This window comes from Bacillus thermotolerans (genome assembly GCF_000812025.2).
Lineage (GTDB): Bacteria > Bacillota > Bacilli > Bacillales > Domibacillaceae > Quasibacillus > Quasibacillus thermotolerans.
Map to the genome: position 1 here is coordinate 36,714 of NZ_JWJE02000028.1, position 18,280 is coordinate 54,993.

Consider the following 18,280-nt stretch of genomic DNA (forward strand, 5'->3'; position numbering starts at 1 on the left):
ACAATCCCTTCCTTACTCTAGATGGTTTACTCGCGATGATCCACATATATATGCCGATCGATATCTACCTGGAGCCACTTAATCAGTGAAGCAGCCAATAGCACATACATGATCAGGATCGGAACGGAGACTAACACGGATGATGTCTGGACGACGTTGAGACCGCCGGCCAGCGTCAGGCTGATCGCCAAAGCTGAGAGCACGATGCCCCATAGCAGGCGGTGCCAGCGTGCGGGCTCTGCATTGCCGTGCAGCTCTTTCGTAGCAACCGATGCTATGACGTAGCTGGCAGAATCCAAGGATGTCGCCAGGAAAATAAATCCGAGAATGACGAAGAAAATCGATACAAGGAGCGGCATTGGCAGCGAGTTCAGCACCGCGACAATGACCGCCTGCTCGCTCTCTCCTGTTAAAATATCTACGAGCGGCACCTCTCCTGTCAACTCCAAATTCATCGCATAGCCGCCGAATACACCGAAGTATAACCAGCTGCCGAGGGTTCCCCACATGAGCACGTTAAACACAAGCTCACGGATCGACCCGCCCTTCGATATCCGGGCAACGAAAATGCCGATGAATGGAGCCGTCGCAGCAAACCAAGCCCAGTAAAACACCGTCCATGCCTGCGGGAAGCCGCTTTGGTTAATCGGATCTGTGTACAGACTCATTCGTGCGAAGTTATCTATCATAAGTCCTAAACTATTAGTGAAGTAGGAGAGAATGAATAGAGTAGGACCTACGATAATAACGAAAACCGCCAGTCCCAGCGCCATATATACATTCCAATCACTTAATTTTCTAATTCCTTTATACAAGCCCATATAAGCACTTGCGCTGAAAATAAATGTCCAAATGACAATAATAATTAAATTTAACGTAAGTGTTGGCTCGATATTTAATATATCACCAATCACCGTTGATACCATTGGCACACCAAGGCCTAGTGAAGTACCTAACCCGCCGATCATGCTCCAAATCACGAGAATATCAATCACTTTTCCAATGAATCCGTCTGCATGCTTGCCCAGTACACCACGGCAGGCTGCACTGATTTTAAGGGAAGGATCTTTTCGCACATAAAAGCTGTACGCCATGACGACAGCCGGCAGCGCATAAAGGGCCCATGCGGAAATCCCCCAATGGAATAGTCCATAGCTGACCGCGTATTCTGCCGCTTCCGCGGATCCTCCTTCTATTCCAAACGGCGGTCCTGTGTAGTAGTAAAGCGGTTCCACAATCGACCAGAACATAATGCTCGTTCCCATGCTGGCACAAAACAGCATGCCGCCCCAGCTGAAACGGGAAAACTCCGGCTTATCATCTATGCCGCCTAATTTTACCCGCCCGTAACGGCCTACCATGAGCCAAACCAAAATAATAAACAGACCGATAGTCAGAAATTCAAAGGCCCAGTCCAGACGGTAGGTAATGCCTGTCAGCATCCCTTCAAGGACAGGTCCTGCTGTTTCTCTAAAAATCACCAATAAAAAAGTAGCAATGACAACCAATAAAATCGATGGCCAGAAAATCGTTTTGTCTAATTTTGAATTCATATCTTTGCTTGCATACCTCCAATGTTGTTTAACGCTGATGCCTCATCTTTTCTAGAGAACGAGGGTAATTCGTCAGGCATTCATATCCGTCCTTCGTGACAATGACCGTATCGGAATGACGGAATCCACCGACACCCGGCACATAAATACCCGGCTCAATGGTGTAGCACATGCCTTCCTTCAGCACAAGGTCGTTGTCAAAACGCAAGTAAGGCTCCTCATGCTCGGTCAGGCCAAGTCCGTGGCCCGTACGGTGCTGCACATATCGGCCATAACCCGCTTCTTCAAATATGCGGAACGCGGCAAGATCTACATCCTTTGCTCTCACGCCAGGCTTGACCATTTCCATCGCTGTCTGCTGTGCTTTGATAGCTAAGGCTAAACATGTCTTTTGCGTCTCCGTCGGTGTGCCAATGAGAAAGGTGCGCTCATTCTCCGCACGGTAGTTGTTGATCCACACCTGCCGGCTATGAACGACGACATCGTTCTTTTCGAACTTTCGCGTACTCGAATGCAAGTGCGGCATGGCGCTTCGCTGCACACCTGAGCAGGTCCAATCCTCATAGCCGATGATCATGTTCGGATAGTACTCGGAAGCAACCTGTAGCAGCCGCTGATCTCCATACGAATCGAACTCCAGCTCACTCATGCCGGGGCGCACGTTCGCAAAAGACGCTTCCATTGCCAGGTCTGATAAGCGGCCTGCATGGCGGAGCCAGCGAATCTCTTCTTGATCCTTAATCGCGCGCATCTCCATCACTTCCTGCCCAATGTCGCGGACACAGAAGCCTTCAGATACGAGCCGGCCGTATACAGAAGCTGGAATGATATCGATTTCAACACCCAGCACGCTGGACTTTGGAAGGCTCTTTAACACACGCTGAAGGAGCTGCCAGTAATCCAGCTCTTTCCCCGCATGCGAGGCGATCTCATGGTAAATCAGCCACTCATCCGCCGCTCGGCTCTGCTTCGCGTGATCCTTCTCCAGCTCAGGTAAAATATACTGCGTTTTATCCTTATACACGATATAGACAATAGGCCGGGAATAGGAAATGGCTCGAAATCCGCTTAAATAAAACTCATTGTCCGGATCCCAAAATAACGCCACCTCAATCCCCTTCTCTTCCATACGACTGCGCAACTCACCCAAACGCTTCTCGACCGTCTCTCTTCTAATCACTCACCCAAACCTCCCCTCTAAAAAAGCGAACACATTTATAAAATGAACATGTTCATGTTAACAGATTAATTCGAAATGTCAACTTTAATAATGAACGCTTTTGCGCTTTAAAGGGGTGGGGGTCAGACCCCCACTCCTTTAAAGCACAAAAGCGTTTCCTCCATATAAAACACATACAAAAACTCGCATATAAAAACCGGAGAATCTGCGCTTCTCCGGTAAATAGTTATCTAAGATATATACTTTATACATGTTTTAGTGGCTTTCTCGCACTTTAGGCGATCCCCTCTGTAGGTTCCTTTTTTGTTAAGCCTCCCTATCAAGTGGAGGTCTGTTTGTGTAATCATCTGTTTCCAAATGTTCTGCGATTGTTTTCAGAAACCTTCTCACCTCTCCCACTGTCAGCCCTTTTTCTTTGGCCTCTTTCATTAAGCTGATCCATTCCTGGTCCATTGCCCGGAACCCTTCCATTCGTGTGCCCCCTGCTGCCGGCAGCCCAGCCATCCTAGCTTTTTGCCTTAGACCTGTGGCTTTGCGTCCTTATCTTTCGATAAGTTTGCCTTTCACTCAATTTCACTCCTTGATGAAAAATCAAGTTGTTCCATCATTTTCTAGTCCAATTGTACCACCTTTTCCCTGCTTATAGGAGGCATTTCGTTCAACACTTTTCGCACGAATATGTAAAATACTTTCAGAATTTGTCGACTTCGTGAACATTTATTCCTACTGTTCCATAATTAGGATGTGGAGGAAGTGATCTTCTCCCCGAATAGCAAAAGACTGCCGATTCGCTCCCGCTCCCCGGCAGTCTCCTCTATAGCGTAAGCATGCACAAGCCCGTCTTTACAGGTTCATGAATGCTTACCTATTTTCTATAGCTTCTTCACTTCTAAATAACGAATTTGGTGGCCGTCGCGCTCATGAACTTTAAATACATAGCCTTCTTCCTCGATTTCCGTCCCCACTTCTGCATCAAAGTGCTTCATTAGAAACCAGCCGCCAACCGTATCAATATCATCGCTGAATAAGTGAGTTCCTAACAGATCATTTACGTCTTCAATCAGCAGCTTCCCTTCAAGGATATAATGCCCTTCTTTCAGCTTACGAATATCAGGCACTTCGTCTTCATCGAATTCGTCTCTGATTTCTCCGACAATTTCTTCTAGAATGTCTTCAACGGTTACCAAACCGGATGTTCCGCCATATTCATCCATCAGAATGGCAATGTGGATGCGCTCTTTTTGCATTTTCACTAACAAATCGTGGATAGGAATCGTCTCAATCACATGAATAATGGGGTTCACAAATGTCTTTATGTTCCATGCTCCTGCCTTTCCTTCGTAAAGGAGCTGGGCCGTTAACACTTCTTTCATATTGACGAAGCCGATCACATGATCCTTATCTTCACCGATAACCGGATAGCGTGTGTAGTTTTTCTCTTTCACAATCGATGCCACATCCGCAAAAGAATCATCCATGGATAAAGTCGTAATCTCTGTCCGAGGCACCATAATTTCCCGGGCTATTCTTTCATCAAATTCAAAAATGTTATTCACATACTTTAGTTCATTCTGATTAATTTCGCCGCTTTGATAACTTTCGGATAACAAGATACGCAGCTCTTCCTCCGAATGGGCCACCTCATGCTCGGAAGCCGGCTTTAATCCGAAAATTCCGACCAATACACGGGCAGAGCCGTTTAGGATCCAGATGAACGGATACATAATTCGGTAAAACCAAATAATAGGAGGAGAGAACATAAGCGTGATAGCTTCTGCTTTTTGAATGGCCACTGTCTTCGGAGCGAGTTCACCAACAACGACATGTAGAAAGGTCACTAAAGCAAAAGCAATTCCAAATGATAGCACGTGAGTCATCGACTCATTTAACTCCAGCTGCGCAAACAACGGATGCAGCAGCTTCTCTACGGTCGGCTCACCTAACCAGCCTAAGCCTAACGCCGTCACCGTAATCCCCAGCTGGCAAGCAGATAAATATTCATCTAAATGCGATACGACCCTTTGAGCAGAGGCAGCCCCGCTTCGGCCCTCGGCTACCAATTGATTAATTCTCGACATCCGAACCTTTACAATAGCAAACTCAGTCGCCACGAAAAAGGCGGTTAAAGCAATGAGCAATGCAATTAAAATTAAATTAATCGTTGTCAATGAACAAGCCCCGTTCAATCAGGGCTTACACCTCCCTAATGAATAATAAAAATTTCTAACAGTCCCTTGTTAGTGAAGCAATTGCCATAGCGTTCTTATAAGTGACAGGCCTTCCTGTGATAGTTGTTTCTTCACTGATGTGTGCCCTTTTACCTCACTGTGGTCTAGTTGTACAAGAACCTCTGTTATTTCTTGTTCCAATCCTTTTATTTTCTTTCTTAATTGCCGTACATCCATGTCTTTTGCGTCTTCCTTATTCTTCTCTAGAAGCAATCTCTTTATTTCGTCCAATGACTTACCACTTTCTTTCCACTGCTCGATTTGGCCTAAACGCTCAATGGAGGAGGGAGCATAGAGACGATAATTGGACGAAGAACGTTCTGCTTCTAACAAACCAAGTCTCGTATAATAATCGATCGTCCGCTTCGTTACATTGGCCTTTTCAGCTAACTCTCCGATTCTTAACTTATTTGTCCCAACGGAACCCCTCCCAACCGTCACGTGATGCTTTTTATCATCATATACAGCTGAGAGCCTTCTTGCAATATATTTGCCGGCTGATGCTCACCGAAAAAGCGAATCCATGCGTCACCTGGATTCGCTTCTTGAGTGCTGCTTTTACCTGACGAGCTCATTTCTCACAAGAAAATCGCCGTCAAACTGGAGCGGCACGCCTTCTCCCTCTCTTTCTGCATGAATATGCAAATGAGGTTCAGAGGTGTTGCCCGAATTGCCGACACGGCCGATCAGTTCTCCTTCCTCTATACGGTCTCCTTCCTGGACGGCCACACTTCCTTCCTGCATGTGAGCGATGTACAGGATCGCATCCGTGCCGTCACAGGCTAGTGCTACGTAATTTCCTTCCAGGTGCTCGCGGTCTGCCTTCGGCGGCGTCAAGTCCGGCAGCCCGTCACGCTGCTCGGTCACTTCCCCGCTGCATGGACTGTATAGCTGGTCTCCATAAATTTCATACTTCTCTAAGTCCTCTGGGTACAAGCCATTCGCTCGGGTGCCAAAGGCGTTCAGCTTGGCGATATCAAGCGCATATTGCTGCGGCAAATACGCATGATGGTAGTTCATTTGCACGTGGCTGCCACCATGGCCGACGTAATACGTACCCTCTTTTAACGGAAAGGACAGCTCGATCGCTTCCTCCTTCGCCGTATAGCTGTTGAATATGAATACATTGTACAGGCCGAAAATCAGAAGGATAAACACATCTATCGCCGTGTACCACTTTTGCCCGCGGGTCAGCGGGGCCGTCATCGGCAACGTGCGAATGGACCTCCACGAAAAGTAAAATACGACAAGCGCTGCTACTACCCACACGTAACGGAGGTAATACCCGAGCCAATCCCAGCGGCCCGACAGCACGATCCATGTGATGTACATAGCAACCGCCAGCACTTGAATGCCCCACTGAAGCTTGCTTTTAAAGTCTCCGCGCCACAAAATGAAAAGAAAGATAGCAGGCAGCAGCAGTTGAAAAGCAACTAATTGAATCATCGCAAATGTCATCCATTCCCCTCCCCAGTATCCTTATGCTTTCATCTTACCATGTTCTTCCTTTAGGTGGAATATAACGCCTCTACTATCATCCTACCAGCCCCTAGAAAAGATATGACAAAAAACAGGTGCCAGTTTCCCACAGCGGGACTGACACCTGGTTCATTAAAGGGCATACTCGACGTCATACTCTTCCTGCTTCTCCTGAAGCCATACCATATATTCTTCCTGGACCTTGGACTCCATTAAGGCCGATTTAATCTCTTCCTTGGACTCTTCGTAGTTTGCTTCCTTCGCTTCCTTCTTATCTGTTACTTTAATAATGTGGAAGCCGTATTCTGATTTAACCGGGTCGCTGATCTCACCCTTCTCCATGGAGAAAGCCGCCTCTTCAAACTCAGGCACCATGGCTCCTTTTCCAAAGTAGCCTACTTCTCCTCCTTCTTTACTGGAACCCTCGTCTATTGAATATTCCTTTGCGAGTTCTGCAAAATCCCCGCCTGCCGCGAGCTTCTTGGCCACTTCATTGGCTGTTGCTTCATCCTCTACGAGAATATGGCTCGCCTGCACCTGTTCTGCCTGTGCAAACTGATCCTTGTTTTCCTCAAAGTACGTCTTCATTTCCTCCTCGGTAATTTCAATCCGCTTTTCCAGCAATTTATTCGTCGCGAGATAGGTCTCTAAATCCTTCTCTACCTCAGACAAGTCGATGCCGCTCGTTTCTGCTACTTCCTGCAAGGCCTCTTCTCCTCCGTAATATTCCGCGTAGGTCTTCATTTCTTCGTCAATCTCGGCCTGGCTGACTTCTATTCCTTCTTTCTCAATCTCCATCTCCAAGATTTTCTCCATGACTAGGGCATCGACAGCCTCTGATCCGTATTGAGCCATCAGTGCTTCCTGGAGCTCGTCCTCGCTGATTTTCTCTCCATTGACACTGGCTACATATGAATTGTTACTGGCTGAAAAGGCAAGTGTAACGGCCACCGCAATCACAACGATGAATCCCGCTACCCACCATATAGCTGCTTTCTTCATAATTTCCTCCTTTTATTCTTCACTGCTTGTTAGCGCCGTCTTTGACGCCCCTTCGTCAAACCCATCTACCGCGGGCACAGCTAGCAAAGTCACCACAGACCCAATTCCACCGGCCGCTGCCATCATCAAAAAGCGTTTGATGCTTTCTTTCTGCATCACCTTTCACCTCTTCTTCATCTATATGAATGCTTGTCCCTCTTATATGCTTAACTTTACCGATTGAACATGTCAGGAGGATGTCTGAAGGATTTCCTTTCTTATAGCATATTCTTTATTAATAATTCTGAAAGTTTACAATATTTTAGTTACGTCAACTAACTTATTGAAACGCTTATAGCTTTATTCTGTTTGCCAAGAACGATGAAAAAAGAGACCTACCAAAAGTAAGTCTCTTCCTTTCACATTATACAAACAACCCCACTTAAAACGCTTTTCGCTGATAAATAATATGAGTAACTCCCCAAGAAGCAGCATAGAGCGCCGTGATAGCAGCCGCCGCTCCCGTATATAAAGCAGGAGTAGACAAACTAGCAATAAAATCAGTTATGGCTGTTGTATGCTCGGCGATAAACAATACAATACGCGGCCCGACTCCGGCTAAAAAGAGAAAACCGATCATAACAGCCGCTGAAATATAGCCTGGCTTGAAGATGTAAAATAACGGGAAGGTTAGCGCAGCAAACAATAAGAATAAGCCGCTGCCAATCGCTATATCCGTCATTGAAAAGGATTTATTGAAAGCAGCTAATGCTAGACTGGTCACTCCAACGGCCAAAACCATATAAACGATAGCACCAAGATAGCGTGAGGCAATAATTTCCCTGCGCGTATAAGGTAAGGAATTTAACAAAATATTCGTCTCTGCTTTTTCATCGTAGGCATACGTATTAAAGGGGATAAAAATACTGGCAACTAGAAAAATCAAGGCCGGATGGGCATCCATGATGATGAAGAACAAGATGAAAGGAATGAACATTAATAGCTGCTTTTTCTGCAGGATGACATCCCGTCTAATTAAATTAAACATGGTGCATGCCCCCTTTAAAGTTATACATAATATCTTCTAAAGAAGCGCGTTCAATGACGACCATGTCTCCGAAAGTATGCTTCACTGCTTTCATGTTATCTGTTAATGCTTGAAATCCCGCGGATGTACGATGAATATGGACAAAGTCCTTTTCCGTGTCTCTATCGAGCAGCTCAACTCCTCCTTTAACGAGCGCATAGTTTTCAGCGATCTCGTGAATGGATTGGTTAAATACTAATTCTCCTCCATGTATAAAAGCGATGTAATCAGCGATACGATCTAAATCGGTTGTAATATGTGTAGAGAAAAAAATCGTGCGGTTCCCGTCTACCATTAATTCCTGCAAAAGATTCAGCAGCTCCCGTCTGAAAATAGGGTCTAGGCCTGCTGTCGGTTCATCCATAATGATCAGCTCGGCATGATGCGATAAGGCGATCGCTAAGGATGCTTTCATTTGCATTCCCTTTGAAAAGGTTTTTATCGCTTTATGAAGCGGCAGCTGAAACTTATCTATATATTCCGAAAATATAATATCGTCCCAGTTCTTGTAAGCTGGGGAAACAATACGCTTGATATCTTTTAAGTTCAGCCCTTCGAAAAACACATTGCCATCATATACAAACCCAATTCGTTCCTTGATGGCCTTCTCATGCGTCTTATAGTCCAATCCGAACAGCTTAACCTCGCCAGCATCCGGCTTTAGTAGATTCATCATCAGTTTGATCGTTGTCGATTTACCCGCCCCATTTGCTCCAATGAACCCTGTTACAAATCCCTTCTTTACTTGCAGATCCATATTCTTTACGGAAAAACCTTTGAATGCTTTGGTTACATTTTTTAATTCCACTACATTTTCCATTCATTTCACTCCTCATATAGAAGCTTCAATAATTGCTGCAGTTCATCAAGTGACAGTCCAAGCTCCTTGCCGTTTGTTATCACCGCACTCAGCTGCTCCTCAATGACCTTCAGCTTCTTCTCTTTAATCACCTCTAAATTTTGCTCGGCAACAAAAGAACCTTTTCCGACAATGGAATAGATAAAGCCTGCCTTCTCCAGTTCCTCATAGGCTCGCTTCGTCGTTATCACGCTAATCTGCAAATCCTTTGCGAGCTGACGGATGGAAGGCAAGGCAGCCCCCTCCTGCAGATCACCTGCTAAAATAGATGATTTAATTTGATTCGTAATTTGTTCATAAATCGGCTCCTTTGAACTGTTAGAAATAATGATTTGCATGTTGATCCCTCTTCTTTATTTTTTAAAAACATAGTTGATAGAATATCCTGTACTGCTTGAATGAGTATGTAGTATTTTTTGCATCGAGGTCTTCAAGTAGAGTATACGTACAGCTGACGGCTACCCATTCATTGATCGTTATTGAAGAGCGATTTACATGTGCCTCCTACACTTTATATATTGTATATATACTATATACACATTATATACACACATCGAGTACGGTGCAACCATTTTTTTCTATCTGTCTTTAATAAAAAAACACCCCTTTCGCTACTCATATCCCCGGTGTTAACAGCTTGTATCTATTCTTTACAAAGAACAATTTTTCGCTAATATGAAGAATAAACTAGTGAAACTCTCTATTTATATACGTTATAATGAACACTATAACGAAGGGGGTGTATGATATGATTGGCGAAAAGATTAAGAAAAGACGCGTAGCAAAGGGGTTCTCCATCACTGAACTGGCCAAGGCGGCCAAGGTGTCGAAGTCTTACTTGTCCTCTATCGAGAAGGATACGGACCGCAACCCGTCTCTCCAGGTCATCCAGCGAATTGCAGCAGCACTTGATATGAAGGTAGATGAGTTGGTCAGCACGACAGCTTCTCCTTCCGCTTGCACGAATGAGGAGTGGATGGAGCTAGCGGGACGAATTATGGAAGCGGGTGGGACGAAAGAGGATATTGAAGCATTTATTTATTATTTGAGAGGAAAAAATTCCGTTTAGCCTATACATACAGCAGGCGGGGGTCAGTCTATGTTACAGCAGCTGCCACCATCAAAAGGGCAATAAAAAACAAGGCACGGCACGGAGGCCATACCTTGTTTTTTATTGCCCTTTTATTTCTTCAATCACTCGGAATTCATCCAATTCCCTGTTTGTCAATGCCGGGTAGCAATAGAACCCCTGCGATAAGCAGCTCGCAATATAAGCATTGATCCGGTCTTTGTTAGCCCCTGAGTAGCCTTTCCCGTTATCGACATAGTCAACGGATAAAACAAATTTTCCTTCTTCAACAAATTTCTCCAGGTGGCTTAACCGCTCTTCTGTGAAAGACTCAGATTGCGGTTTCTCTTCATCAAACCATACGTCTTCCACACCAATGCCATCCACGTGTTCTAAGTACTCTTCGTGATCGTCATATTCCAGGATGTTTTCTCCATTTTGAGGGACGATTTTAAATTCACTCTCTTTATGCTTCGCATACATAGAAAGCCGCTGGACAAATTGGATCATCCGCTCCGCTGCTTCTCTTTCACTAGCCGGGTCAGAACCGTACTTTTTCTCTTTAAAGAACCCATATGTATCCTCATTACCCCAGTATTCAAAGGCATCGATAATGTCTAAGTATACCCCTTCATACCCTAAGTCCATGATCTCATCAAGATCCTCTTTCACCAGCTCCCACCAGTCTTCCTTCCAATAACGCACCTTCACGCCCTCAGGCCAATCTTTATTCGGCACTTTCCCTATCCACTGGGGGGCTCTCTTTGATACTTTTAGCTTTTGGCCGTTAAACTCTCCCCATTCTTCCTGCCAGCGGGTTTGAAAATGACTGATTTCTCCGATACTGAGATAGGCTATTGGCGTGATGCCTTGATCTTTTAGCTGCTGGATTTCCTGCTTTGAAAACTTCTTATCTTTCACGCCGCCAAGCACAGGCTCCATGACCATTATAGAAGTTCCGCTCTTTTGTGCTTCATCCAGATCCAATTCCTGCAGCTGGTACAGCCACCTTTTTTCTTGAAAATGCTTCATTTCCTCTGTTGTTAAATCGCGTTCTAAGTAAGCATGTGTGTATTGTTTCACATTTGATTCCCCCTTTGCTAATTGACAGCCTGCCAGCCCTAAGGGGACAGCAATAAATAACAGACATACTAAGTAAAAAAACCTCATAGCTTGTGGTGGTTGCCTCCTTTCAGCAGTTGTACAAAATTTTGGCGCATTTATAGTGTTTATCCCATCAACGTATGGTAAAATAAGGGACAGTCCATGTTTTTGATTATGTCTTGAAGGTGGTAATTATGACGATAGGTGCACGAATCCGAGAGCTTCGGCTCGAGAAGGGCCTGTCTTTAACGGAACTGGCCAATCGCGCCGGAGTAGCGAAATCCTATATTTCCTCCGTTGAACGACAAATCCAGCTAAATCCTTCCATTCAATTTCTGAACAAGATATCTGCCGTTTTAGAGGTAAGCGTGGAGCAGCTGATCAATGAGAACGAAGATAAAAAAGAAGATATTGATCAGGAGTGGCTTGAGCTTGCTAAGGAAGCGATGGAGTCCGGTGTAAGCAAAGAACAATTCAAAGAATTTCTTGAGTTTCAAAAGTGGCAAAAATCCAAAGAATAGACCATTTATAACCTGCTGTCCTCTTGTATGCGTGTACACCCATACAAGAGGACAGCACTCGCCAGAGAGAAGAAAACACTCATTTCCTATTCTTCTCTCCACTCATTCGTAATATTGATTACATATACATGTTTCAACGACTGGTATGCTGTACCTATCGTTTTCTTTTCCAGGTAGAGTATACCACACTTTCCTAAAATTCAGTTTATTCTCCTCTCGAATTTTTTCGACAAAGTTTTTTCGTTTGATCATAAAACCCTTCAAAGACCACTGCTTATGCGTGCAGCGGTCTTTATGCTGTCTTCTTCTAATCCAGCAATTCCTCCAAGGGGGGAAATAATAAAAAAGCCTGCTTTGATATTCTCAAAACAGGCTTCTTTCTATGTTATACGGCTGCAGACGTATCCATCGCCGCTTTCTTTTCTTTTTCCATCTTTCCATAAAGGAAGTAATAAAGCACAATGGATGCAAGGGAAACGATTCCGAGAATCATATATAAGGATTGATAGCCCGTTACCGGAATCACAAAACCAAGCAAATAAGGGCCAAAGCCGAGACCGGCATCCAGGGCGATAAAAAAGGTCGACGTGGCCAGCCCCATCCGGTGAGAAGGTGTCAGCTTTACGGCAATCGCTTGCGTACATGATTGCATATTTCCAAAGCCAAGACCGATCAGAATACCGGCTAGCAATAACGTAAAGCTGCTTCCAGCCATGCTCAGCAAAATCAACCCTGCCGCCAGGAGAAAGAAAGCCGGGTACATAACATAATTGGCACCTTTCGCATCCATTAACCGGCCCGTGAACGGACGGGAAAGCAGCACGGCTACCGCGTATACGACGAAGAAGAAGCTCGCGGCGCTTACCAGATTGATCTCCATTGCGTAGAAATTAATAAACGACAGCACACTGGAGTAACAGAAAGCGACCGTCAATGTCACGAGGGCAATCGGCAATGCCCGCGGCTCGACGAAGTCGGATAGCTTGAAGCCGTTGAACTCTATCTTCTTCCCTTCTGTCTCTACCTTTGGCACAGCTACAAGAAGACCAATGAATAAGTTCAGGACACCAAGCACGAGACATAGACCGAAGATTACCTGGAAGCTCGTATGCTGGCTCATGAACAAACCAATGAATGGCCCTACTGCCGTAGCAAGTGTCGCACTCATCGCAAAGTAGCCAATGCCCTCTCCTTTTCTCGACATGGGAATAATCTGGGCGACGATCGTGCCGGCCGCCGTACTTGCAATTCCGACGGTGATACCGTGGAAGAAACGATTGACTAATAAGAACGTTAAGCCTAAGTCCAGGAAGTAAAAAGCAGTGGTTAACACAAATAAGACCAGCCCGATCAAAAGTGTTTTCTTTCGGCCAATCGAATCCATGATCCGGCCAATCAGCAGGCGGCCAATTAATGTACCGATAATAAAGATCCCCGTGACGAGACCGGCCTGGCTCGTCGCCGCTCCATATGCTTCTACCGCATAGACAGAGATCGTTACCATCAATAAATAGAAAATCAATATAGTGAAAAAGTTGATCACAGATACAACAAGAAAGTCTTTCGTCCACAACTTCTGGTTTGCTTGATTCATTGATGTTTCTCCCCTTATTTTTCTGTAATGCGATTGCGTATATCTATCATCATTTGAATAGCTTCCTCCAGCTCTTCTTCAGACACGCCTTCCAAAATACTCTCTTCAAAGGCGTCAAGAGCCACACGTACTTTCTCGTACTGCTCCTTGCCAAGCGCTGTCAGCTGCATTTTCTTTTCCCGTCTGTCCTGTGTTGGGGTAGTCTCAAGATAGCCAAGCTCTACTAGACGGTGAATCGTCCGGGACATCGTCGGCTTCTCTACCCCTTGGTAGGCAGCTAGCTCCACAAGGGTCGCCGAACCGTAATTCCGTATGTAATACAACACTGTCCACTGCGCCCGGTACAATCCATGCTCACTAAGCAGCACATTCAGCCTCCCCTCGAAGGGCCGATATAGCCGAATAAAGTGATCAAAAAACTTCTGCGACGTCTTCATCTCAACCACCTCTATCTTTCATCTATTAGTTAGTTTTGATAATAGTTAGCTTGAGTAACTTTATTAGTATACAAGACAAACAGCCCCCTGTCTAGAGGCAATCGGCGGTTAGTGTGCTTTTACACTTTAAAGTGGTGGGGGTCAGACCCCTGTTCTTTCTTTATGTAGTTCCCTCTAAATTTATCCATTTTTGGTTAAGTTTCTGATTTGGTGATATAGAGAAAGGGGAAAGGTTTCTCACTTTCTTTCTTTCCTTCATTCATATATATATTCCGTGCAGAAGCTGACCAGGGAAGCCGATGGATAGATGAAGAAAGGAGAGCTTTAACATTATGAAGAAACTATTTACCGCTAGCCTTGCTCTTTTGATGAGCTTGTTGCTGTGGGTGGGCACACCTCTGGCCGCTACCTTCCCAGATGTCCATCCGAATGAGAAGGCCTATGAAGCGGTCGAGGAATTAGCCTCACGCGGCCTTATCCAAGGGTTCCCAGACGGGACGTTTCGTCAAAATGATCCCGTGACCCGGGCGCAAAGCGTCATTTTTCTCGGCAGGGTTCATGGCATTGAAGGGTATAATCAAGCCTACTTGCCATTCTCAGATGTCGCTCCTCACCAGGCCGCTTTTCCGTACATTGCCTACTACACGTATCATGGCGTCTTTAGCTTCAGCAATCGCTTCTATCCTGACCAAGAGCTGACACGCGCGGAAATGGCACGCACCATCGTTCGAGCGCTTTCGCTTGAAGGACAGCCGGACCGGCCATTTTCCGATGTACCTGCCTCTCATCCGGATGCCGTCTATATTAATGCCCTCGCTGCCAATGGGTTAACTGTTGGTGTCGGCAACAACCAGTACGCCCCTGACCGCATTGTCACACGCGGCCAAATGGCCATCTTTATGCTAAGAATTGATAAATTCCTGCATGGGGAAGAAGCGCCCGACTACACGATTGATCCTGACTTTACCGTTAACAGTACCGAACGGGAAATCTGGACGCTCGTCAACCAGGAACGTGCCGAGCGCGGCCTAGCCCCACTCCGGCTTGCTAACGATGTCAGCTTTGTCGCTCGCACGAAGTCTCAGGATATGCACGATAACGATTATTTCAGCCACACCTCCCCGACCTATGGAGACCCTTTCCAAATGATGAGAGATTTCGGACTCACCTTCAGAACCGCCGGTGAAAACATTGCGGCCGGCCAGCGAAACGCTGAACATGTCATGGACAGCTGGATGAACAGCCCCGGCCACCGAAGTAATATCTTAAATCCCGCTTTCACTGAGATCGGCATCGGTGCGTATAACGGGTACTATACGCAGATGTTTATTACGAGGTAATAGAAAAAGGCAGAGAGCCGAAGCTCTCTACCTTTCTGCAAAAATGGAACATTCTTATTTTACTAAGACACCATTTTTATCTTTTACGTTTGTTTGGTTATCTTTCACTTCTACTGTTAACTTACCATTTAATGTATTCGCTAAAGTGAATTGAAGTTGGTTTGGCTTGCCGTCTACAGCTGTCACATTCCCTGCTTCAGCATCTTTACCATCTACTTTAATATTAAATACATCGTTTGCATCGATGGCTTCTGTACCCTCAGGCAGATCGATGATCACGTCCTCAGAAAAGGTAGCCGCAACGACCTTGTTCAGGTGGTCAATGTTTGTGATGGTTGCTGGTGTGTTGTCTTTTACAGCTACGATGAAGTTCACCGCATTCATCACGTTGCCCGCTTTATCCGCTACACCAGACACAGCAAGTACCGCTGGAACACCTGTCTCTTGGTCACCGATGTTAATGGACCCGGCTGGAAGCTTGATAGCTACCTTCGTTTTGCTAGTGTCTGTGAAATGAATATCTGTGTCTGCTGGCAGCTTCTTGCCGTCTAGCTCATAGTTACCTTTTTCTAATGCAGTCGTTGTCACTTCTTCGCTAAATTTGACAAGAAATACGTTCGCCGTATCTGTCGCTTCGACAGATGCTGTCGGTTTTACTGTATCCTCTTCTGGTTTCACTTCTTCTTTTCCTACAGTGAACGTATCTGCTACGGCTTCTGCTTTGTTGCCGTATTGATCAGCGAAGAACTCAGCTGGGATGGCTACTTTGTAAGAGCCTGGCGCCACTTTCTTATCATCTTCTAGAATATCCACTTGGTATGTGTTCGGGTCGCCCTCTTTAACGGCTGTTGACGCTAGCGCGTTCCATTTTACGCCGTCTGTGCTGCGAACATCGATTTTGCTGATTTCCCCTTGCACGTTAATCGCTTCACTGAACGTAAATTCGAATGTTTCACCGTCAGCTGATACTTGAGAAGAAACAAGCTTCGGTGCTTCTGTATCTTTTAAGAATGTTAACGTTGTTTCAAATGCTTCATTTCCTAAACCAGAAGCATCTGTTGCTGCATCCTTCTTCAAGTACATGGTGAACGTTTCGCTTACGGACTCGCCTTCAAAGATACCGTCCCCTGGCTCGTTGCCGTTCATATCTACATTTAAGTTGTATGTTTGGCCGCTTGCATCAGATGTATCCTTTACTAGAACAGCCGTTGTTTGATCCGCTCCGCGTTGGAGGGTGACATTAATGCGGTTTTGTGTCACTTTTTCGCTTAATGTGACTTTTGCTGTGTTTTGGCCTGTGATATTAATGTTTGTCACGTGAGGCTTGTTCGTATCTGCTGCTGGTGCTGTAACTGTTCCATTGAATAAAGGCATTTCATTTGGTGTCTTCGCTTTATCCTTTGCACCTGCTACATATAAAGAAACAGACTCGCTTGGATCAAGCGTATAGTTGATCTCTACTTTTGTTGGATCTTGTGCATGGATATTGAACTCTTCTGCTGGCACGTTTTCACCATTTACACGTACAACTGCTGGTTTCTCGCCAATCGCTTCTGAGAAAGTGACTGTAATTTTATCATTGGAATAAGAAGTGCCTGTGACAGCTGGTTTCACTGTATCTTGATAAGAGAACACAGTTGTGAATTTAGCTGTTTGCAGCCAGTTGCCACCTTCGTCTTTCTGATTAGAAACAACAGGGTTCACAACAACTACGCCGTCCTGTACTTCTGCACCCTTCGCGAAAGTTAACACCACAGATTTTTTGTCATCTGCTAGCTCAGCCTTTGACGGCTTAACGTTATTCAAAGAGTAAACAGATCGATCTTCTGCATTGCCTGCTGTTTGGTCGTCGTTCAATTCGTGATTAAATTTAACTTCAATTTGAGTCGCGTTTAAAGCTGATACACCTGTTACTTTCGGCGCTTCTTCCACTACTGCTTCTTTCTCAGGAGCTAAACGGTAAAGGAACAGCGCAAATTCGCCGCGTGTCACTGAATCGATGGTACCGAAGGATGTTTTTGTTTTACCAAGCGTCACCTCGTGCTCTACTAAAGCTGCTACCGCTTCTACGTAACGTGGAGCGACATCTGTAAAAGTAAGCTTGCTTGTATCACCGGACAATTGATACGCTCTTGCAAGAATCAGCGCCATTTCACCACGTGTAATGTCCTGGTCGCTACCGAAGGAAGTCGCTGTCTTACCATTAATAATCCCTTGCTCTTTTAACGCATCCACTTGTGCCTTTGCACGGGCTGGTACATCTGTAAAGCCGGAATCTGGCGCATTCGACGTATCTAATTCTAATGCTTTCGCGATCATTACCGCTGCATCGACACGTTTAATAGATAAGTCTGTGCCAAATTTCGTTTCAGAGATACCTTTTGTAATGTATTCTTTCACCAGATAATCAACCGCTTCTTTGTAACGGTCGCTCACGTCTGTAAAAGGTGTAGCCGCCTGTGCCGGTGACACGGCTGTTGCCACTAATGCCACCGCTGCGGATGATGCGATAAATTTATGATAAGATTTTACTTTCAAAGCCATCTAAATAATTCCCCCATTTTCTTGTTATCCAAAAGCTATATCAACCAACTAACTTATGTATCGGAGGAATTGCGGGTACTTTTATCCTTTTTTGCAAAATAAGTCGAAATAACTAGATTTTCAGAGAGAAAGCATTGGATAAAATGCATTTCTTGCTTTTTCTACCATTATATAAGCATAAAAAGAAGACCAACCACTCAAGTGGTTGGTCTTCTCATTCTGTTGATAAAGTCTTCTGTCAATGGACAAACAGTGAAAAAATATGTAGAATCTCCTCAGAATACGTGAAAGAGGAGGTTTTTTT

18 protein-coding genes and 1 riboswitch are annotated in these 18,280 nt (G+C 45.1%); of the genes, 3 read left to right on the forward strand and 15 right to left on the reverse strand.

What is annotated here, in order from left to right; genetic code table 11:
* Nucleotides 1-26: 26 nt before the first annotated feature.
* The 11 genes from QY97_RS11705 to QY97_RS11745 form a co-directional block, all read right to left on the reverse strand.
* A complete protein-coding gene (locus tag QY97_RS11705; RefSeq protein WP_039231531.1) occupies nucleotides 27-1,553 on the reverse strand; it encodes a BCCT family transporter in 1,527 nt (508 codons plus the stop codon).
* Nucleotides 1,554-1,581: 28 nt separating this feature from the next.
* The gene (locus QY97_RS11710; protein WP_198402937.1) at nucleotides 1,582-2,733 is read right to left on the reverse strand and encodes a M24 family metallopeptidase; all 1,152 of its coding nucleotides are present in this window, start codon (nucleotides 2,731-2,733) and stop codon (nucleotides 1,582-1,584) included.
* 306 nt (nucleotides 2,734-3,039) lie between these two features.
* The gene (locus tag QY97_RS19960) at nucleotides 3,040-3,204 is read right to left on the reverse strand and encodes an anti-repressor SinI family protein (protein ID WP_082090118.1); all 165 of its coding nucleotides are present in this window, start codon (nucleotides 3,202-3,204) and stop codon (nucleotides 3,040-3,042) included.
* A gap of 16 nt (nucleotides 3,205-3,220) precedes the next feature.
* Nucleotides 3,221-3,304: riboswitch (cyclic di-GMP riboswitch) on the reverse strand.
* A 301-nt stretch (nucleotides 3,305-3,605) separates the two neighbouring features.
* A complete protein-coding gene (locus tag QY97_RS11715; RefSeq protein ID WP_039231574.1) occupies nucleotides 3,606-4,901 on the reverse strand; it encodes a hemolysin family protein in 1,296 nt (431 codons plus the stop codon).
* Between the two features lie 69 nt (nucleotides 4,902-4,970).
* On the reverse strand, nucleotides 4,971-5,402 hold the full coding sequence (locus tag QY97_RS11720; RefSeq protein ID WP_046128734.1) for a MerR family transcriptional regulator: 432 nt from the start codon (nucleotides 5,400-5,402) through the stop codon (nucleotides 4,971-4,973).
* A 117-nt stretch (nucleotides 5,403-5,519) separates the two neighbouring features.
* The gene (locus QY97_RS11725; protein WP_039231534.1) at nucleotides 5,520-6,419 is read right to left on the reverse strand and encodes a M23 family metallopeptidase; all 900 of its coding nucleotides are present in this window, start codon (nucleotides 6,417-6,419) and stop codon (nucleotides 5,520-5,522) included.
* Between the two features lie 153 nt (nucleotides 6,420-6,572).
* Nucleotides 6,573-7,442 (reverse strand): peptidylprolyl isomerase, encoded by an 870-nt coding sequence (locus QY97_RS11730; protein ID WP_039231535.1) that lies wholly within the window; start codon nucleotides 7,440-7,442, stop codon nucleotides 6,573-6,575.
* Nucleotides 7,443-7,454: 12 nt separating this feature from the next.
* Nucleotides 7,455-7,598: a hypothetical protein gene (locus QY97_RS20455; RefSeq protein ID WP_157761896.1), complete on the reverse strand. Its 144-nt coding sequence runs from the start codon at nucleotides 7,596-7,598 to the stop codon at nucleotides 7,455-7,457.
* A 265-nt stretch (nucleotides 7,599-7,863) separates the two neighbouring features.
* Nucleotides 7,864-8,469, reverse strand: coding sequence for an ABC-2 transporter permease (locus QY97_RS11735; RefSeq protein WP_039231538.1), 606 nt, complete (start codon nucleotides 8,467-8,469; stop codon nucleotides 7,864-7,866).
* Nucleotides 8,462-9,328 carry an ABC transporter ATP-binding protein gene (locus QY97_RS11740; protein WP_039231540.1) on the reverse strand — a complete coding sequence of 289 codons (867 nt, stop codon included), beginning with the start codon at nucleotides 9,326-9,328 and terminating at the stop codon, nucleotides 8,462-8,464. The genes QY97_RS11735 and QY97_RS11740 overlap by 8 nt, the downstream gene beginning before the upstream one ends.
* A gap of 5 nt (nucleotides 9,329-9,333) precedes the next feature.
* Nucleotides 9,334-9,705 (reverse strand): GntR family transcriptional regulator, encoded by a 372-nt coding sequence (locus QY97_RS11745; RefSeq protein ID WP_039231542.1) that lies wholly within the window; start codon nucleotides 9,703-9,705, stop codon nucleotides 9,334-9,336.
* Between the two features lie 410 nt (nucleotides 9,706-10,115).
* Here QY97_RS11745 and QY97_RS11750 point away from each other — a divergent pair, with 410 nt between their 5' ends.
* Nucleotides 10,116-10,436 (forward strand): helix-turn-helix domain-containing protein, encoded by a 321-nt coding sequence (locus QY97_RS11750; protein ID WP_039231544.1) that lies wholly within the window; start codon nucleotides 10,116-10,118, stop codon nucleotides 10,434-10,436.
* A gap of 102 nt (nucleotides 10,437-10,538) precedes the next feature.
* On the opposite strand, the gene QY97_RS11755 is transcribed toward QY97_RS11750, so the two are convergent.
* Nucleotides 10,539-11,519, reverse strand: a complete 981-nt coding sequence (locus QY97_RS11755; RefSeq protein WP_157761897.1) for an MJ1477/TM1410 family putative glycoside hydrolase — start codon at nucleotides 11,517-11,519, stop codon at nucleotides 10,539-10,541.
* Between the two features lie 215 nt (nucleotides 11,520-11,734).
* Here QY97_RS11755 and QY97_RS11760 point away from each other — a divergent pair, with 215 nt between their 5' ends.
* A complete protein-coding gene (locus QY97_RS11760) occupies nucleotides 11,735-12,061 on the forward strand; it encodes a helix-turn-helix domain-containing protein (protein WP_039231548.1) in 327 nt (108 codons plus the stop codon).
* A 385-nt stretch (nucleotides 12,062-12,446) separates the two neighbouring features.
* Here QY97_RS11760 and QY97_RS11765 read toward each other — a convergent pair whose 3' ends face one another.
* The gene (locus tag QY97_RS11765) at nucleotides 12,447-13,655 is read right to left on the reverse strand and encodes an MFS transporter (protein WP_039231550.1); all 1,209 of its coding nucleotides are present in this window, start codon (nucleotides 13,653-13,655) and stop codon (nucleotides 12,447-12,449) included.
* A gap of 14 nt (nucleotides 13,656-13,669) precedes the next feature.
* Nucleotides 13,670-14,092: a MarR family winged helix-turn-helix transcriptional regulator gene (locus tag QY97_RS11770; protein ID WP_039231554.1), complete on the reverse strand. Its 423-nt coding sequence runs from the start codon at nucleotides 14,090-14,092 to the stop codon at nucleotides 13,670-13,672.
* A 332-nt stretch (nucleotides 14,093-14,424) separates the two neighbouring features.
* On the opposite strand from QY97_RS11770, the gene QY97_RS19590 reads away from it, so the two are divergent.
* Nucleotides 14,425-15,432, forward strand: a complete 1,008-nt coding sequence (locus tag QY97_RS19590) for an S-layer homology domain-containing protein (RefSeq protein ID WP_052728967.1) — start codon at nucleotides 14,425-14,427, stop codon at nucleotides 15,430-15,432.
* A 54-nt stretch (nucleotides 15,433-15,486) separates the two neighbouring features.
* Here QY97_RS19590 and QY97_RS19595 read toward each other — a convergent pair whose 3' ends face one another.
* Nucleotides 15,487-17,976, reverse strand: a complete 2,490-nt coding sequence (locus QY97_RS19595) for an S-layer homology domain-containing protein (protein WP_052728968.1) — start codon at nucleotides 17,974-17,976, stop codon at nucleotides 15,487-15,489.
* Nucleotides 17,977-18,280 lie beyond the last annotated feature (304 nt).

Excerpts from the sequence above, each read along its gene's own strand:
- QY97_RS11765 (WP_039231550.1), bottom strand. The coding sequence starts at position 13,655 with ATGAATCAAGCAAACCAGAAGTTGTGGACGAAAGACTTTCTTGTTGTA.
- QY97_RS11725 (WP_039231534.1), bottom strand. The coding sequence starts at position 6,419 with ATGACATTTGCGATGATTCAATTAGTTGCTTTTCAACTGCTGCTGCCT.
- QY97_RS11770 (WP_039231554.1), bottom strand. The coding sequence starts at position 14,092 with ATGAAGACGTCGCAGAAGTTTTTTGATCACTTTATTCGGCTATATCGG.
- QY97_RS11745 (WP_039231542.1), bottom strand. The coding sequence starts at position 9,705 with ATGCAAATCATTATTTCTAACAGTTCAAAGGAGCCGATTTATGAACAA.
- QY97_RS11750 (WP_039231544.1), top strand. The coding sequence starts at position 10,116 with ATGATTGGCGAAAAGATTAAGAAAAGACGCGTAGCAAAGGGGTTCTCC.
- QY97_RS11735 (WP_039231538.1), bottom strand. The coding sequence starts at position 8,469 with ATGTTTAATTTAATTAGACGGGATGTCATCCTGCAGAAAAAGCAGCTA.
- QY97_RS19590 (WP_052728967.1), top strand. The coding sequence starts at position 14,425 with ATGAAGAAACTATTTACCGCTAGCCTTGCTCTTTTGATGAGCTTGTTG.
- QY97_RS11760 (WP_039231548.1), top strand. The coding sequence starts at position 11,735 with ATGACGATAGGTGCACGAATCCGAGAGCTTCGGCTCGAGAAGGGCCTG.
- QY97_RS19960 (WP_082090118.1), bottom strand. The coding sequence starts at position 3,204 with ATGGAAGGGTTCCGGGCAATGGACCAGGAATGGATCAGCTTAATGAAA.
- QY97_RS20455 (WP_157761896.1), bottom strand. The coding sequence starts at position 7,598 with ATGCAGAAAGAAAGCATCAAACGCTTTTTGATGATGGCAGCGGCCGGT.
- QY97_RS11705 (WP_039231531.1), bottom strand. The coding sequence starts at position 1,553 with ATGAATTCAAAATTAGACAAAACGATTTTCTGGCCATCGATTTTATTG.
- QY97_RS11740 (WP_039231540.1), bottom strand. The coding sequence starts at position 9,328 with ATGGAAAATGTAGTGGAATTAAAAAATGTAACCAAAGCATTCAAAGGT.
- QY97_RS19595 (WP_052728968.1), bottom strand. The coding sequence starts at position 17,976 with ATGGCTTTGAAAGTAAAATCTTATCATAAATTTATCGCATCATCCGCA.
- QY97_RS11730 (WP_039231535.1), bottom strand. The coding sequence starts at position 7,442 with ATGAAGAAAGCAGCTATATGGTGGGTAGCGGGATTCATCGTTGTGATT.